General features: G+C 47.7%; 1 protein-coding gene. It reads right to left on the bottom strand.

The features are described 5' to 3' along the window. Window positions 1-2: 2 nt before the first annotated feature. Window positions 3-19,466 carry a tyrocidine non-ribosomal peptide synthetase TycC gene (gene tycC, locus PMI05_RS12270; RefSeq protein ID WP_007721726.1) on the bottom strand — a complete coding sequence of 6,488 codons (19,464 nt, stop codon included), beginning with the start codon at window positions 19,464-19,466 and terminating at the stop codon, window positions 3-5. Between the last annotated feature and the right edge of the window lie 74 nt (window positions 19,467-19,540).

The following is a 19,540-nucleotide window of genomic DNA, read 5'->3' as shown; positions in this document are numbered from 1 at the left end:
TCTTATTTCAGAATGAACAGCTCTTGCAGGATGTCTCGGAGGATGGAGGCATTCATTGACACGTAATTTCCTCCCAACATTCTGGAGTGGATTCCGTACCCTTCGTACGTCATCAGTCGTTTCGTAACCTGTGCCCAAGCGGATTCATTCCATTTGACTGCGACTAGATCTTCCTCGCCCGATTCCAGCTCTGATTGAATGAGATGGATCGCTGCGTTCGTTGCACCCGTATTGATCAGTTGATTGTGGTACATCACGTAGTTGACCGTTTTCCGAATGAAGCTTTGCTTGACGAATTCATTGGCAGCGTACAAATTGAAGTCTTCTTGAGTCATGTTGAACATCTCGATGTTTTCTCCAATTTCGGCAAATAACTGGGCAATGTCACTCTCTGTTTCTGCCAGAGTCCTCTCCATCACCTTGTCTTTCCAGTACGAATCGAACAAGATGAGGTCGGTCACGACATATCCTTGGTGCTCCAGTTCTTTTGCGACTTCTAAAGCCAGATTGCCTCCCGAGGAATATCCCATGAGCGTATAGGGTCCTTTTGGATCAATCTCGACGATGGCTTCGATGTACTGCTCAAGTCGATTGTCTTCTTGAATGAAATCAAAGCTATGCAAAGAGACGCCCTTGATTTCATCAGCAAGCTTCTGGTAATAGACACTTTGGGCTCCAATCGGCGTAAAGCAGAATACCTTTCTCGCCGTCTCTTCATTTAAGAGAATAGCTCTTCCGAAGCTGCCCTCGAAGTTCTTGTGCGTGATGAAATCCGCTACCTTCTCAATCGTTGGATGCTGGAAGATGAGGTTCAACGGCAGTTCAATCTGCATGTACTCATACACCTTCGCAACCAGCAGAGTTGCTTTCAATGAATGTCCACCTAGTTCAAAGAAATGGTCAGTAATGCCGATCGGCTCGATTCCCAAAACTTCCTGCCAAATGGATGCCAATTGATGCTCAGTCGCAGTTCTTGGTGCCACGAACTCACGAGTAGTCGCATCCGATGGCTGTGGCTTCGGCAACGCTTTACGATCCACTTTTCCATTGGCCGAAAGCGGCAGTTGATCCAACTGAACAAAATAGCTTGGAACCATGTAAGCAGGCAGTTCCTTCGCCAGATGCCTTCTCAGCTCGGCAACGGGTACCTCTGCTACTGGGACGAGATAAGCGCAAAGATACTGTCCGGCCGTTAGTTCATCCTCTTGCACAACTACCACTGCTTGATCGATGCCATTGTAAGCGAGTATGGTGCTTTCGATTTCTCCGATCTCGATGCGGTACCCTCTCACCTTCACCTGTTCGTCAGTCCGACCAATGTAATCGATCGTGCCATCTGTCCGCCATTTCACCAAGTCACCCGTTTTATACATGAGTTCTCCTGGCTCAAATGGATTCGGAACGAACTTTTCTTGTGTGAGCTCTGGTTTGTTCAAATAACCCCTTGCAAGTCCGGGTCCTCCGATGCATAACTCTCCCACTACGCCGATCGGTTGCAAATGATGTTGTGTATCTACGATGTAAACCTGTACATTGGCTAGCGGTCGCCCAATCGTGATGTCCTGCCCTGCTTCGATTGAACGAGAGATGGTGGTGACGACGCTGTTTTCGGTCGGACCGTATTCATTGTTGATCTCGATTGCTGAATGCTTTTCTTTCGTTTTTTGCACAAGCTGCGGAGGTAGTTTCTCGCCTCCCAATGTTACGCAACGCAGAGGAGAGAAATCTGCAGCAGTCGAGCAATCCAGAATCGCTTGGAACAGACTCGGTACACCGTAATAATGTGTGACTTCCGTTGAGGCAATCAGTTTTTTCAGCGCTACCGGATCTTTGGCTTCTTCCTCTCTCGGCAAGACGCAAGTAGCACCTCCGAGAAGCGGAGCGAACAAGCTGGCTACAAACCCATCGAAGGCAAAAGAGAATACCTGCAGCGCCTTGTCTCCCGGTCCGAATCCATACTCATCTCTTCTCCACTGCAAGCAATTAATGATTCCCTGATGTGGAATCATGACGCCCTTCGGCTTACCAGTCGTCCCCGATGTATAGATCACATAGGCGAGATCGGTCGGTTGATTGAGTGATGCGAGATTGGAGCCATCCATCTCGACGTCATGCTCTGCGTTCAGATCAAGCCAGTCAAGCCCGCTCGACACGCGAGACAATAGTTCTGACAGATGAGATTGGCAGAGAAGCAGTGCTGCGTTGCTGTCTTCCAGCAAGTACTCAATGCGTTCTTGCGGATACGTCGGATCGATCGGAACATACGCACCGCCTGCCTTTAAAATACCAAGGATGCCAACGATCATTTCTGGTGAACGCTCCGCCATGACTGCTACAAGACAATCTGATCCAATTGCTTTGGTGCGCAGAACTCTTGCCAGTCTGTTGGCCCGCTCATTGAGCTCGCTGTACGTCAGTGTCTGACCGTTAAAGAGAATAGCTTCCTGATCTGGCGTCTTCGAGACTTGCTCTTCGAATAATTGATGCAGCGTTTTGTCTTGTACATAGCTGACAGCTGTATCATTGAACTTCTCGAAAATTTGTCGCTTCTCCTCCGCCTTGAGCATGTCGATTTCACTCAAGCGGATATGCGGATTTTGAACAACGATATGTGCAATAGCCATGAAGTGGTTGCTTAACCGTTCAATCGTTTCTCGCGTAAACAAGCTTGTGCTGTACTCCACGCCAATGCTGATCTCCTCACGCTCTTCTGTGGCAATCAACGTCAAATCAAATTTGGAATGGTTGCCAGCCTGATCAGTCATGAAAGGAGCAAGTGTCAAGCCGGGCAGGTCGATGGAGTCATCCATGTTGTTCTGCACAGTAAACATAGTGTCAAAGAGCGGGTTTCTGCTTAAGTCTCGCGGAATGTCGAGTTTTTCCACCAGTTCCTCAAACGGATAATCCTGATGAACGTAAGCGTCCAGTGCATTCTGCTTGACTTCCAGCAACAACTCGGTGAATGTTTTCCCAGCATGCGGCTTGTTTCTCATCGCCAATGTGTTTACAAACATACCGACGATTGGTTCTAGATCAGCATGGGATCTGCCTGTAATCGGTGTGCCGACGATGATGTCCTCTTGCCCGGAATACTTGGAAAGCAGTACGTTGTACGTCGCGAGGAGCACCATGTACAGTGTCGTTCCCGTTTCTCGAGCCAGCTGGTTCAAGCCTTCCATGAGTTGTTTACCGGTTCCGATGGTATACTGATCCCCTGCGAAATTTTGAATGCTTGGTCGGGTGAAATCCGTTTGCAGGTTTAGCACTGGAATTTCGTCTGCAAACACTTGAGCCCAGTACTCTTCTTGCTTGTTGAAGGCATCGGATTCGAAAAGCTCCTGTTGCCATACAGAGAAGTCCTTGTACTGAATTCGTAGCTCTGGCAAAACATCCCCTAGGTACAGCTGCACTAAGTCAGACAGGAGAATGCCGGAGGATACACCGTCGGAAATGCTATGATGCATGTCGGTAAAGAGCACATGACGATCTTCTCCGATATGCAGAAGACGGACGCGAAGCAACGGCGCTACCCCCAGATCGAATGGTTGAACGAGGGTTGAAAGGACCTCTTGTGCTTGGTCTTCTGTGATCGTTGTATACGAAAGTTCAAAGGAAACTTCCTCGTGAACCTTCTGAACAGGCTCTCCATTTACAACGGCAAAAGACGTACGAAGACTTTCATGTCGCTCAATCAGCTGCTTGAACGCTGTCTCTAATCGTTCCGGTTCCAGCTTCCCTTCGATCAGCATGGTCGAAGGCATATTGTAGCTGATGCCGACTCCCTCAAATTGATGGAGGATATACATGCGCTTTTGAGCCGATGAAACAGGATAATACTCTTGCGCAGGTGCTGGTTGAATCGAAATGACATATCCTTTTGCTGTCTCTTCGATGTGTGCAGCCAACTGTTGAATCGTCGGTTTTTCGAACAAAACACGAAGCGGAATATCGACTTGATATTCGTTATGCATGCTCGAAATCACACTCATCGCACGCAGGGAGTGACCGCCAATTGCAAAGAAATCATCCAGAACCCCTACTTGCTCCATATTCAGCACTTGCTCCCATACGCGGGCCAATTGTGCTTCCAATTCCGTACGAGGTGCTACATACTCCGTCGTTCTTAGCATGGATACATCCGGCGCCGGCAAGGAACGTCTGTCGATCTTCCCATTTGCGGTAAGGGGCAGTGCTTCAAGTGATACGAAATACGATGGAATCATCGCTTGAGGCAATTCTTTTAGTAATTCCTGGCGTAATTGTGCTGTGTCGATCTCGTGGTCTGCCACCATGTACGCGCATAAATACTTTTCTTGTCTGTGATCCTCTCTTGCCATGACAACTGCTTCCAAGATTCCGTCCAACTTGCGGAGCTGTGTCTCGATTTCGCCCAGCTCGATACGGACACCCCTGATTTTCACTTGATGATCGTTACGACCCAGGAATTCCACATTGCCATCCGCGCGCCACTTCGCCAAATCACCTGTACGATACAGCAGCTCATCTGGAGCAAATGGATTCGGTACGAACTTCTCCAGTGTCAGCTCAGGTCTGTTCAAATAACCGCGAGCGACCCCTGCTCCCCCGATGCACAACTCACCCACGACTCCAACAGGCTGAAGATTCAATTGTTGATCCATCACATACATCTGCATATTCGGCAGCGGTTTTCCGATTGGTACGGTTCCCGAGCGAATGGATGAGACATCTGTTTCTTCGTAATAGCTGGAATCGATGCACGCCTCTGTTACGCCATAACTGTTAACGATGCGCAACGTCTCGCTGAATCTCGCGAGCAAGGTCTTGAAGTCTTCTGCTGGACAACTGTCTGCTCCGAGAATCAGGAGCTTCATCTGACTGATGTCGAGCTGGTTTTCGTAAATGTAATGCATCAACGGCATAATCAAAGCTGGTGTCGCTTCGAAAATCGTAATTTCATACCGCTTGATGATTTCGTACAAGGAAGCAGGGTCCATTTTGACCTCATTCGGGCAAATTACCAGCTGCCCTCCTGTGAGCAATGCTCTGGCAAAATCGCCAGTCGATACGTCAAAGGCGAAGCTCGCCATTTGCAGCAAGCGAACCGGGAAGGTGTCCAAGTGATACTCATCCTGCCATGCAAAAGCGACATTCGCATAGCTCCGGTGCTCGATCACGACCCCTTTTGGCTTGCCAGTCGTACCGGAAGTATAAATGATGTAAGCGGCGTGTTCCGGCAGTGCCACAGGCTCCAGATTGCTCGCTTCTCCTTGATACTGCCCCTCTACATCCAGATAAAGAGTTTCGTGAGGGAATGCAAGCTGCGTATTCAACTTTTGCAAAGTAAGGAACAGCTTCGCATCACTATCTTCCAAAATGAATGCTTGACGCTCCAATGGATAGTCTGGATCAATCGGGACATAGGCTCCGCCGGCTTTCAAAATACCGAGCGTCCCTACTACCATGTGCAAGGAGCGGTCTACCATGATTCCGACAGTGCTCTCTGGCTTGACTCCCTTTTGGCGCAAAACACGTGCGAGCTGGTTTGCTTTTTCATTTAATTCCCGATACGTTAGCTGTTCTTCCTCGAAAATCACAGCTACCTGGTTCGGAGTTTTTTCGACCTGCTCTTCGAATAGCTCCTGGAACGTTTTATTCGTCGGATAAGCGGCTTTTGTTGCATTGAAATCATGCAGCATTTGCTCCATCTCATCATTTGACAAGACACTGATCTCTGCCAGCTTGCAATCTGGATTGGCAATGATCGTCCTTAAAAGATTGACGTAATGAGTTGCCATGCGGTCGATTGATTCTTTGGCAAACAACTTCGTGCAATAGTTGAATTGCACGAGAAGCTCATCTTGTTGTTCCATTGCATCCAGAGCGATATCGAATTTCGCAATCTTGCCATCTACCGGATAAGCGGACATGTTGAGTCCTGCAATTTCTAAGGCAGATGAGTCCGCAAGCCCCAGACTGAACATCGTATCAAACAGTGGATTTCGGCTTAAATCGCGCCGCACTTGCAGCTTATCTACGAGATGTTCAAACGGATAATCCTGATGTTCGAACGCATGTAGCGCATTTTGTCTCACGTCACCCAAAAACTCGCGGAAGGTCAGGTTGCCCCCTGCCACATTTTTCAAGGCAAGTGTGTTGACGAACATGCCGACGATTCGTTCCACATCTGCGTGGGATCGACCTGCAATCGGTGTGCCGACTACGATTTCTTCCTGTCCTGCGTATTTAGACAGCAACACATTGTAGGCTGCCAAAAGCACCATGAACAGTGTTGAGCCCGTATTTGCAGCGAGTTGCCGCAACTCCGCAAGCATTTGATTCCCTGTACCGATTGCTACTGTGTCGCCTTCAAAGCCTTGAACAGTAGGTCTTGGGAAGTCATTTGGCAGGTTGAGTAACGGGATCTCCCCTGCGAAGACATTCGTCCAATAATCCTCTTGTTTTTGGAAACGCTCAGACTGGGACAGCTTCGTTTGCCAAGCAGCAAAATCTTTGTATTGGATGCGCATGTCAGGGAGCTGCTTTTCTTCGTACAAGCTCGCAAACTCCTTGGCGATGACTGCAAGCGATACGCCATCCGAGATAATGTGGTGCATATCCATGAAGAACAAATGTCGTTCTGCTCCCAGTTTGATCAAGTCAACCCGGAACAGCGGAGCCACTTCCAGATCAAACGGCTGGACTAACTCCTGAATGCGTTGCTCTACTTGGTCTTCTGTCGCCTCGGAAATACCGATGAGCAGCGTGACATCCTCATGTACTCGTTGTACTGGTTCCCCGTTTTCCGAATGGAAGGATGTTCGCAAGGATTCATGTCGTTTTACCAGTGTTCGGATAGCATGTTCAAAACGTTCGTAATCCAGATGGCCATCTATTATCAGCACATTTGGCACGTTGTAGCTGATCCCGCTTCCTTCAAACTCATGCAGGATGTACATTCTTTTTTGAGCGAACGAAACTGGGTAAAAGTCTGCTTGCTCTACTGGTTGAATGGTCTTGAACTGTTCAATCTCACTCGAGCTGATATAGGCAGCCAGTTCATGGATCGTAGGAGATTCAAACAGTGCTTTTAACGGAAGCTCGACCTGAAATGCTTTGTGCACCTGCGTGATCACATTCATAGCCTTCAGGGAATGTCCGCCCAGTTCAAAGAAGTTGTCGTGAATGCCTATCGCATGAATCCCCAGTACCTCTTGCCAAATTTCAGCCAGCTTCGTCTCAGTCGCGTTTTGTGGGGCGACATATGTGGAGCTTTGAACCCGATCACCAGTTGGTTCAGGCAATGCTCTGCGATCGAGCTTTCCGTTTGCAGTCAAAGGCAGTTTATCCATTTGGACATAGAAGGATGGCACCATGTAGCTAGGCAATTCTTTGGAAATAGCTTCTCTCAACTCTGCTGCGTCGAGTTCCGTTTCTGGAACAAAATAAGCGCAGAGAGCTTTTTGGCCGTTCGTATCATCCATTACCGTAACGACAGCTTCTTTTACCTTTGCTAGATTGGTGAGAACAGTCTCGATTTCCCCAAGCTCGATCCGATAGCCTCTGATCTTTACCTGTTGGTCGATACGTCCCAAATACTCAATCGTTCCATCCGCCTTCCATCTCGCCAAATCCCCTGTGCGGTACATGTTTTCACCAGAAACAAACGGATTCGGAACAAACATCTCGGCAGTCAATTCTGGCTTGTTCAAATAGCCTCTGGCTACCCCGTCTCCCCCTACGCACAATTCACCCGGCACCCCAATTGGCTGCGGCTGATTGTAGCGATCCACGATATAAGCAGTGGAGTTCGTTATCGGCTTCCCAATCGGAATATTGTCTTCGAATTCCTTCTCAATCAAATAGCATGTAGAGAAGGTTGTATTTTCTGTCGGGCCGTATCCGTTCCAAATTTCCAGAGCGGGATGGGCGCTGTTAACTTTGTTGATGTGTCTCGGCGACAGTGCTTCGCCACCGACGATTAACGCACGCAAGCCATCAAACATCGCTGGGTTGTCTTGCGAAAGCTGGTTAAACAGTGGTGAAGTTAACCACATCGTTGTAATCCGATTCTCTCGCAGGAAGCTTCCAAGCTTCTCCGCATCCAACAGAACATCCTTGCTCACGAGGAACAAGCTAGCACCATGCAACAGAGCTCCGAAAATCTCAAACGTCATGGCGTCGAAGCCAATAGCGCCCGTTTGAATCATGCGATCTTCTTCGCGTACCTGAACGTAGTTCGTATTTTTCACCAATCGGGTGACATTGCGATGCTCGACCATGACTCCTTTTGGTTTGCCCGTTGAACCCGACGTGTACATCACATAGGCCAAGTCCTTGGCGTCATTGTGGTTGGTCAGGTTACTCGCATCTTCTTGCTCCAGGCTCTCGTCTTCCAAAACGATTGGGATGAGACCTTCTTCGACGAGATGCAACAGATGTCTTTGAACAAGGACAACCTTCACACCGCCATCTTCGAGCATGTAAGAAATGCGCTCGGATGGATGCTCTGGATCAATCCCCAGGTAGGCGCCTCCTGCTTTGATGATCCCCATAATGCCTGTGATCATCTCGAGAGAACGATCTGCCAACATACCTACAACGCTGTCTCTTCCTACTTCCAATCGGCGAAGAGCACTTGCGATCTGATTCGCTTTTTGGTTCAGCTCCCGATACGTCAGCATCTGTTCGTTCATCACAACTGCAGTATGCTCGGGCGTTCTTTCCACTTGCTCCTCGAACAGCTCCTGAATCGTGCTTTCGCGTGGATACGCGGCAAACGTGTTGTTGAATGCAACAGTTACGATGTGTTTTTCTTCCTCACCGAGCAAGTTGATTTCACGCAACGCCGCTGTTTGGTCCGCAATGACTCCTCGTAGCACCTGGAGGAAATGACCTGCCATTCTTTCCATCGTGTCTCTTTGGAACAATTTCGTGGAGTACACGAGACCAAAATGAATTCCTGTCTCATCTTCATGCGCTTCCAGTGTGAGGTCGAATTTGGCGTTGCCTTGCTGCCCATCTCCGGAGTAGGCTTCAAATTTCAGCCCATCCAGCTCATAAGCTTTTTGGTCCAGGTTTTGCAAAATAAACATGGTGTCAAACAGCGGGTTTCTGCTGAGATCCCTCTGGATTTCCAGTTTTTCGACCAATGCTTCAAACGGATAATCCTGGTGGGCGTATGCGTGCAGCGTATTCTGTTTGACATCTTCCAAAAATGCCTGGAACGATTTCGTTCCATCAGGGTAATTTCGCAAAGCCATTGTATTGACAAACATCCCCAAGACTTTTTCTACATCCGCATGAGATCTGCCAGCAATCGGCGTTCCCACTACGATGTCTTCTTGGCCGCTGTATTTGGAAAGGAGCACATTGTAAGCTGCCAGCAAGACCATAAACAGCGTGGTTTGGTTCTCATGAGCCAGCTTGTATAAATCGTCCATCAACGTTTTGTCTGTTTGGAACGAAATGCAATCTCCCTCAAAACTTTGAACTAGCGGGCGAGAATAATCGGCGGGCAGATTCAGTACCGGAATGTCACCCGCGAAGGAATTCAACCAGTAGTTCTCATGCTTTGTATAGATGTCTGTTTGGAACAGATCAGACTGCCAAACAGCAAAATCTTTGTATTGAACAGCGAGCTCTGGCAAATGTTCGTTTCGATACAGCTTCGAGAATTCTTCCATGATAATTCCGACAGAGACGCCATCCGAAATGATGTGATGCATATCCATCAGGAAGAGATGTCGCTTCTCTCCCAAGCTGAAGAGTCCGACCCTCAACAACGGAGCCTTCTCGAGATCAAATGCCTGCACAAATGATTCGATGGTTTGCTCGACTTGGTCTTCCGTCAAATCCTCATAGCGCACATCCAGTTCGACTGCCTCATGTACACGCTGAACAGGCTCGCCATTCACTGTGTGGAAGGATGTCCGCAACGATTCGTGTCGCTTGACAAGCCCCTGTATCGCGGTTTCAAAGCGCGTATGATCCAGATCTCCTTCGATATACATCACGCTTGGCATGTTATAGACTGTGCCGGTGCCTTCAAACTGGCGCAGGACAAACATCCTCTTTTGTGCAGAGGAAACGGGATAATATTCTTGCCGCGGTACAGCCTGAATCGGTACATGTGTGTCTTTTCCACTTGTCTCGATATACTGTGCCAATGCCTGGATGGTAGGCGTCGCAAAGAGTACTCTGAGTGGAATCTCGACTTGATACTCTCGATGGATCTGTGCGGCGAGCGACATGGCTTTCAAGGAATGCCCACCTAGCTGAAAGAAGTTGTCGAGAACACCGATGTCGTTTACCCCAAGCACATGTTCCCAAATCTCTACCAGCCTGTTTTCCACAGGACTTGCTGGCGCCACATATTCTGCACCCGTTACAGGTCTGCCTTCTGGTTTCGGCAAGGCTTTTCTGTCGATCTTTCCATTAGGCGTAAGCGGGAGAAGATCGAGCTGGACCAGGTACGCAGGAATCATGTAAGACGGCAAGCTTTGCGACAGATGCGACCAAAGATTCGAGACTTCAAGCTTTTCTTCCGCCGTGTAATAAGCAGCAAGCGACGATTGGCCCTGTTCGTCCTCATGGACAATCACGACAGCTGAAGTCAGCTTTTCAAAGGAGAGCATAACCGACTCAATCTCGCCGATTTCAATCCGATATCCCCTTACTTTTACCTGTTCATCCAAGCGACCGATAAATTCAATCTTTCCGTCAGGGAGCCACTTTCCTAGATCGCCAGTCTTGTACATGCGCTCGCCTTCCGAATAGGGATGGGAAACAAACTTCTCTGCTGTGAGTTCCGGCTTGTTCCAATATCCACGTGCCAAACCGTGGCCACCGATGCAAATTTCCCCGACGACGCCGATTGGCTGTAGCTGATGGAATTTGTCCACGATATAGATGCCAGTGTTGGCAATCGGACGTCCGATCGTTATCGCAGAATCCAGTTGCGAAATTCGCTGCCAAGTGGCGACGACACTGCTTTCTGTCGGACCGTATTCATTGACGATGACCAATTGCGGATTCTGCTGATTGCTCTTCTCAACGAGCTGAGCAGATACTTTTTCGCCCCCAAGTGTAACGGTTTGCAGGGAGCTGATATCCGCAGCAGAACCGCATTCCAATATCGCTTGGAACAAACTTGGCACGCATGTCATTTGGGTGCATCTCGCAGCTGCAATGAGGTTTCTGAGAGATACTGGGTCTTTGGCTTCTTCATCCTCCGCCAAGACGACGGTTGAACCGGAAAGGATCGGTGTAAAGAAGGATAGAACAAAGGCATCAAACGCAAAGGATAAGGGCACCAGACTTCTATCATGGACGCTAAACTGATACTCCTCTTTCTTCCACAACACACTGTTGACGATGCCACGATGCTCAATCATTACTCCTTTTGGCTTACCTGTTGTCCCTGATGTGTAGATGACATAAGCCAAATCGGAAGCGGTTTGAATCGGATCAAGATTCGAACGGTTGGGAGAATAATTCTTCTCCTCCTCCAGATACAGGCATTCCACGCTCACACTAGAAGCCAGCTTAGCTCCAAGATGTATTTGGGTAAGCACCAGACGGGCTTCGCAATCCTCCAACATATAGGCCACACGATCTTCCGGATATTCGGGATCGATAGGCACATAGGCTCCACCTGCTTTCAAAATGGCCATGATTCCCACAACCATTTCTACAGAACGGTTTGCCATGATTCCTACGAATTGGTTAGCCTTTACTCCCCGTTCACGCAAGGTAACAGCAAGCTGGTTTGCTCGCTCATTCAGTTCGTGATAGGACATCTGCTTATCGCCGATTTCAACCGCAGCAGCCTGTGGTGTTTTTTCCACTTGCTCCTCAAATAGCTCATGTAGTGTCTTATTCTGTGGATATTCCTTATGCGTATGGTTGAATTCTACTAACAAGCGATGCTTTTCCTCATCGGAAAGCATAGTGATTTCGGACAAAGTAATATCTTGTTGCTCAATAACGGCATGAAGGATTTGGATGAAATGTGCCGCTATTTTTTCAATCGTCTCTCTTGTAAACAATTTGGTGCAGTAATCAACGCTAAAGATGATCTCCTCATCTTCTTCATACGCCTCTAATGACAGATCAAACTTGGCCTGATTCACGTCTGCCATATAAGGTGTAAACGTAAGTTGCTCCATTTCGAACGGCTTCTGATCCATATTTTGCAAAATAAATACGGTGTCAAACAAAGGATTGCGGCTCAGATCCCGTTGAATGTTCAGCTTATCGATCAGCTCATCTAGTGGATAATCCTGATTCTCAAAGGCTTTTAGCGTATTGTTTTTCACTTCTCCCAAAAAGCTAAGGAAGGACTTAGCCCCTACAGGCTCGTTTCGCAATGCCAGTGTATTGACAAACATACCGATGATCGAATCCGTTTCAGCATGGGACCTGCCAGCAGTAGGTGCACCAACAATAATGTCCTCTTGTCCAGAGTATTTGGAGAGAAGTACATTGTAGGCAGCCAGCAGAACCATGTAGAGCGTAGCTCCTGTACCATGAGCAAGTCGATTCAATTCTTTTTTCAAAAGGGCACCGGAGCTGAAAACAAATCGCTCACCCTCGAAGCTTTTCACAGAAGGTCTCGGATAATCCGTTGCAAGATTCAATACAGGAATTTCTCCCGTAAAAGTATCGATCCAGTAGGCTTCCTGAGCAGCAAACTCTCCCGTCTCGAACCATTGATTCTGCCAATGGGCAAAGTCCTTGTACTGAATGCTCAATTCTGGCAGCTCTTCCCCGTGATAAAGCTCGCCAAGCTCTTGAACAAGAATGCCAATCGATACACCATCCACCACAATATGGTGCAAATCCAGCATGAAAAGATGGCGTTCCGGAGCCAGTTTGACCAGTCCAGCGCGAATCAGTGGAGCTTTTTCCAAATCGAACGGTTGAATAAATTGCTCGACAATTTGTTTGAGCTCTCCCTCTGTTGACTCCATCAACGAGATTTCCAGCTCGACATCTTCATGTACGCGCTGAACAGTCTCTCCTTTCATGGAGTGGAACGAGGTACGCAGAGATTCATGGCGTCTCACCAGACGCTTGAGCGCTTGCTGCAAACGCTCTGTATCCAACTTGCCATCAATGTACAGGATGCCTGGCATGTTGTAGCTGATCTCTGCACCTTCCATTTGTCTGAGAATAAACATTCTCTTTTGTGCAGAAGACACCGAGTAATACTCCTGCTTTTGGACAGGTTCAATCTTCGTATACTTGCCTTTGCTCGCAGTAGCGATGTATGCCGACAAATCAGCGATCGTGGGCGATTCAAACAGCGTTTTCAACGGCACATCTACTTGAAGTGTACGCTGGATCAAAGAGATGACGTTCATCGCCTTCAAGGAGTGTCCGCCCAACTCGAAGAAGTGATCGTGTACCCCGATTGAGTTTACGCCAAGAACACTTTGCCAAATGTCTGCGAGAGTGGCTTCCACTTCATTGCGTGGCGCTACATACACGGTTTCAGATGAGGATGCTCCCTCAGGTTGAGGCAATGCTTTGCGATCTACCTTGCCATTTGCCGTGACCGGCAGCTTCTCCAAATAAACAAAATAAGAAGGAACCATATAAGATGGCAAATGGGACGCCATGTAAGCTCTCAGATCGGCTGTCTTGATTTCCTGATCGGCAACGATATAGGCGTACAAGTTGTTTTGCCCTTTTTCATCTGGACGGGCAAGGACAATGGCCGTTTTTATCCATTCATGCTGCAAAAGCCTTGCTTCGATCTCACCCAGTTCGATCCGGTGGCCTCTGATTTTGACCTGATGGTCGATGCGTCCGAGATATTCTACATTGCCGCAGGCTAGGTACCTTACTATGTCTCCGGTTCGGTACATTCTGCTACCCGGTTCAAACGGATTGTCAATAAAGCTGGCTGTTGTCAGTTCTTCACGATTCCAGTAGCCGCGGGCCAAACCATCGCCAGCAATGCACAGTTCTCCTGCAACTCCTACAGGCTGGAGCTGGTTGCTCGCATTTACGACGTACAAGCGGACGTTATCAATCGGTTTGCCAATGGGAATCACGCCATATTCCGGCAAACGAGGGCAAATCCAGTATGTTGCATCAATCGTGGATTCTGTAGGGCCATAGAGGTTAATCAACTGTGCCGTTTGCGTCTGGTAAAAGCGCGAAACAAGTGCAGGTGCCAATGCTTCTCCACCGCAGAAAACGCGTTGCAAGCTCGTGCAAGAGCTCCATTCCGGTTCAGTCATGATCAGGTCCAGCAAGGAAGGAACCATCTGTAAAGTCGTGATCTTCTCTTCTCTGATCATGCGAGTCAAGTACTCGATGTCGCGATGTCCGTCTGGCTTTGCCAGTACCAGGCGTCCTCCCGTGATCAGTGGCAAATAAAATTCCCATACGGAAGCATCGAAGGAAAACGGCGTTTTTTGCAAGACAGCATCCTCTGTAGTCAGTGGGAAGGCATTCTTCATCCAAAGCATGTGATTGCAAATCGCTTGATGCGCGATCATAACCCCTTTGGGATTTCCGGTCGATCCAGATGTATAGATGACATAAGCCAAGTCATCCCTGCCAGAGATATTGTCAAGATTGGTGTCGTCACCTGTATAAATCGCTTCATCGTCTACGTCGATGATTTCTCCTGCATACTCTACTGTCTCTTTCAAATGACGCTGTGTCAGTAGAATCGGAGCTTTGCTGTCGCTGAGCATGTATTGGATTCTTTCTGGCGGGTAGCTAGGATCAATTGGCGTATACGCACCACCTGCTTTTAACACGGCCAACATGCTCACGACCATCCCGATGGAACGGTCTACCATAATTCCGATCATCGTATCTGGTTGAGTTCCTTTGCTCCGCAGCAAACGAGCTACTTGATTGGCCCGGGCGTTCAACTGGCGATAGGTCAAGGTGTATCCGTCATAGGCTACTGCTTCTTGATCTGGCGTCAACAATACTTGCTCTTCAAACAATTGATGCAAAACCTGATCAGCGGAACGTTCAACAAAAGTATCGTTGACGTTCAGAATGAGAGCACGTTTTTCTGCTTCCGTCATCATGTCGATTTCTGCTAACTTGGCATTCGGCTGTGCAGGAATGGTACGCAAGATTTCCAGATAATGATGGGTCATTCTTTGGATGGTTTCTTTCTTGAATAGCTTCGTTCCAAATGCGAATTGGAATTGAATGTCGGACTGCGATTCACTCGCATTCAAAGCAAGATCGAACTTTGAAATTTTGTTAAATAACTCATACGGAGCTGCTATAAGCTGGTCGATTTCCAGCGACTGCTGATTCGCATTTTCCAAAGAAAACATGGTGTCAAACAAAGGATTTCGACTAATGTCACGTTGAATCGCCAGCTTTTCCACCAGCTCTTCAAATGGATAGTCCTGATTGTCATAGGCCGCCAGCGCATTTTGTTTCACTTCATGCAAGAATTGGGTAAAGGTTTTGTCGCTCACAGGATGATTTCTCATCGCCAACGTATTCACAAAGATCCCCATGATGTTTTCCACGTCGGCATGGGAACGACCAGCGACAGGCGTACCGACAATGATATCCTCTTGGCCGGAATACTTGGACAGCAGTACATGGTAAGCCGCGAGCAAGACCATATACAGGGTTGTACCCGTATCTGTTGCTACCTTGCGCAAACGCTCGGTCAATTCTTTTCCTGTATCAAAAAGAACCAGATCCCCTTCAAAGCTTTGAATAGTTGGACGCGGATAATCAGTCGGCAGATTGAGCAAAGGAATTTCATCAGCAAACGTATTTAACCAGTGGAGCTCCTGCTTCTTGTACACGTCCGTCTGGAACAGCTCATTTTGCCAAGCAGCGAAATCCTTGTATTGGAGAGAAAGAGGTTGCAAGGCTTCCCCTTGGTACAACTTGGCAAATTCACTCAGCAAAATTTGGGACGAAACACCGTCCGAGATGATATGGTGCATGTCTAGCAGGAACAAATGACGGTCTTTGCCCAACTTGACCAAGCCTGTTCGAATCAACGGAGCGATTCCGAGGTCAAATGGACGGACAAAATCGCGCATGATCTGCTCCGCCTTGTCTTCCGTAGACTTCAGCATCAGGATTGGTACTTCTACCTCGTCATGCACTTTCTGTACAGGCTCACCATCGATACGGTGGAAGGAGGTACGCAAAGCTTCGTGGCGCTCTGCCAGTCGTTGGACCGTGCTAGCAAAACGATTGTAATCCAGCTTTCCTTCCAGGAACATTGCCCCTGAAATGTTATAGCTGATGCCACTTCCTTCAAATTGCTGAAGGATGTACATTCTTTTTTGAGCAGAAGATACGGGATAAAATTCTTTTACCTCAACCGGTTGAATGGCTGTGTACTTGCTTTTCCCCGACTTCGAGATAAAGGAAGCGAGCTGGGATACGGTCGGATTCTCGAACAGTGCCTTTACTGGCAAATCCACTTCCAACGCTTTAGAGACTTGAAAGATGACTGTCATAGCCTTCAGTGAATGTCCGCCCAAATCAAAGAAATGATCGTGAACGCCTACACGGCTAACTCCCAGGGCCTGCTGCCAAATCTCAGCCAATTTTGTTTCCGTTTCATTCTGAGGAGCGACGTACGCTGTTCCCGTTACAACTGCACCGTCAGGCTTCGGCAATTTCTTCCGCTCTACTTTTCCATTGGCTGTCAGCGGAATTTCCTCCAAACGGATAAAGAAGGACGGGATCATGTAGGAAGGAAGCGTACTTCCCAGATGCTCCCTCAATTCCGAAACGGTCAACTCCTGCTCGGAAACAATGTAGGCATAGAGCACATTTTGACTACTGTCATCCTTTTCAGCGATGACGACGGCTTCCTTGATCCATTCATGCTGCGTCAATCGCGTCTCAATTTCGCCCATCTCAATCCGATGCCCACGAATTTTGACTTGATGGTCGATTCTTCCCAAATATTCCATATTGCCATCTGGGAGCCATTTCGCCAGATCGCCTGTTCGATACATTTTGGTCCCCGGACGGAACGGATTATCGATGAACTTTTCCTGGGTCAGATCTGGTCTATTGAAATATCCTTTCGCTACGCCATCTCCGGATATATACATCTCGCCAATTGACCCAACGGGTATCGGCTGCATAGAGGAATCGAGTAAATAAAGCTGGACATTGTCTGCAGGAACTCCGATTGGTACCGATTCTTGGATCGGTTTTTTAGGGTCATACAAATAAATCATGCAGCCCACAACGGTTTCGGTAGGTCCATACTCATTGAAAATCTTGACATTCTGTCCGAAGTTCTCATAGATTCTCTTCGCCAATTGGGTTGGCAAGTTCTCACCACCGACAATAAACCGTCGGATGCTGCTGTTTGTTCCATCTATTTCTTCAATTAGCTTCAAATGTGTTGGCGTCAGCTTGATGATTCCCACTTGATTATCTTGGATGATGTCTAAAATGACCTGTACCTTATCTGTTCCTCTGTAGACATAGATCGTATTGCCTGACAGAAGCGGCGTGAAGATCGAGGTGACAGTCAAATCAAACGAAATGGAAGAGTACAGCGGAAAGTCTACAGCTTCCCCTTGGACATACTCCTTGTTCGCCCACCAAATGTAATTGACTAGACCTCGGTGGGTAATCATCGCGCCTTTTGGATTCCCCGTGGACCCGGAAGTATAGATCATGTACGCCAAATCGTCCGGTGTGCATGCTGTGTCAAGATCCGAACGGTCTCCTTCAAACAAGGAAGGATTGTCTAGGTAGAGGATGTCGCCTTCAAACTCGACTTTTTCCTGAAGATGAGACTGTGTCAAGAGAATGGTGGTCTGACTGTCATCCAGTAAATACTGAATTCTGTCTATCGGATACTCGGGATCAATCGGCAAATAGGCACCGCCTGATTTTAGAACTGCCATAATAGCCACGATCAGCTCGAGTGAATGCTCTGCCATAATGGAGACGAAACTGCCTTGGGTAATTCCTTTCCCACGCAGAGCTCTGGCCAACTGGTTGGAACGCTCCTGAAGCTCCTGGTAAGTAAGGCGATCTTCCCCGCAAACAACTGCAACTTTCGAAGGCGTCTGTCTTGCTTGCTCCGCGATCAGCTCGAAAATCATTTTATCGCGTGGATAATCGGCGGTCGTGTCGTTATAAGCTACCAGCAATTGCTGTTTTTCTTCATCCGTGATGATTCCGATATCTTCAAGCAGTACATTCGGATTGTGAATGACCTGCTCAATGATCGTTTTCAAGTGCCCTTCTACTCGGTTCATGAATGACTCTTCATAAACCGATGCATTATAGCTCAACTTCACATACATCTCATTCGAAGGTGCGACTGCTACCACAACGTTAAAATCATAGGAAGTCTGTTCTTCCCCATTTTCCACGTTGAATTGAAAGCCTAAGGAATCCTCCCGATCATTCGTAGCATGATCCGGGTAGTTTTCATACGTCACCAAATGATCGATTAACTCCTGTTTCAGTACCGTCTTGCTCTGAATTTCGTACAGCGGAGCGAAATCATAAGAAGCAGAAGCCAAGGCTTGCTTCTGAACTGTTTTTAGCAGCCCACTGAAGGTTTGTTTTCTGTTCGTTTGCACGCGGGTTGGGATCGTGTTAATGAACAATCCAACCATGCTCTCAATCCCCTGGATCCCTGGCGGACGACCTGACACAACAGAACCGAATACCACATCGTCCGAATTTTTGTACTTGCTCGCCAAAATACCCCAAAGAGATTGAAAAACGCTGCTCATCGTAGCCTGATTCTGATTGGCAATCTGCATCAGCTGCTGAATCTTCTCAGGTGCGACCGTGAAAAGATTCTCCACATGTACATAATTGCCATCTTCCGCTACATTCTTCTTTTTAGGGAAATCAGACTGATGGTCATAGCCTTCCAAGTAGTTCTGCCAGTAATTAAGTGCTTCTTCTTTGTTTTGCTTATCCAGCCATTTGATATATTCGCTGTATGGTTTGGTCGCTTCCCGCGGAACGGCCTCGCCCTTACGAATGGCGGCATAGTACGCGAGCAGCTTATGAAGCAATACGCCCAAAGACCAGCCGTCGACGATGATATGGTGGAATGCCCAAACGAACTGATACAGGTTCTCCCCCGTCTGGAAAATGGCTGCTTTCATCAAGACGTCTTTCGTCAGCTCAAACGTATGATGCTGGTTGGTATACGCTTTTATGTAATCGTTCTGATCATCTATAGGTAAATGAGCAATGTTTTCGAAATGAACGGTAACTTTTCTCTCTTTAAAAACAACCTGTCGAGGTCGCTGCAGGTTTTGATAAACAAACACAGTGCGCAAAACCTCATAGTTCTCTACGAGCTTGTTCATGCTCTCTTCAAAAATGGGTAGGTGAAAATCACCTTGGAGCTTTGCGGACATCTGGAGGCAGTAGGCGCTGCTGTCTGTATCTTTGACAGCATGAAACAACATACCCTCTTGCAATGGGGTTAACGGATAAATTTTTGCAATATTTTCCTGCTTATTCATTCTGCACCTCAACTCTGTGATTTATCGATTTAAAGAGGGTTCCTCCAATAAAAGCGAAATGTCCCAGCTTTTAT

Source organism: Brevibacillus sp. BC25 (assembly GCF_000282075.1).
Taxonomy (GTDB): domain Bacteria; phylum Bacillota; class Bacilli; order Brevibacillales; family Brevibacillaceae; genus Brevibacillus.
This window is presented reverse-complemented; position numbering and strand designations above follow the sequence as displayed.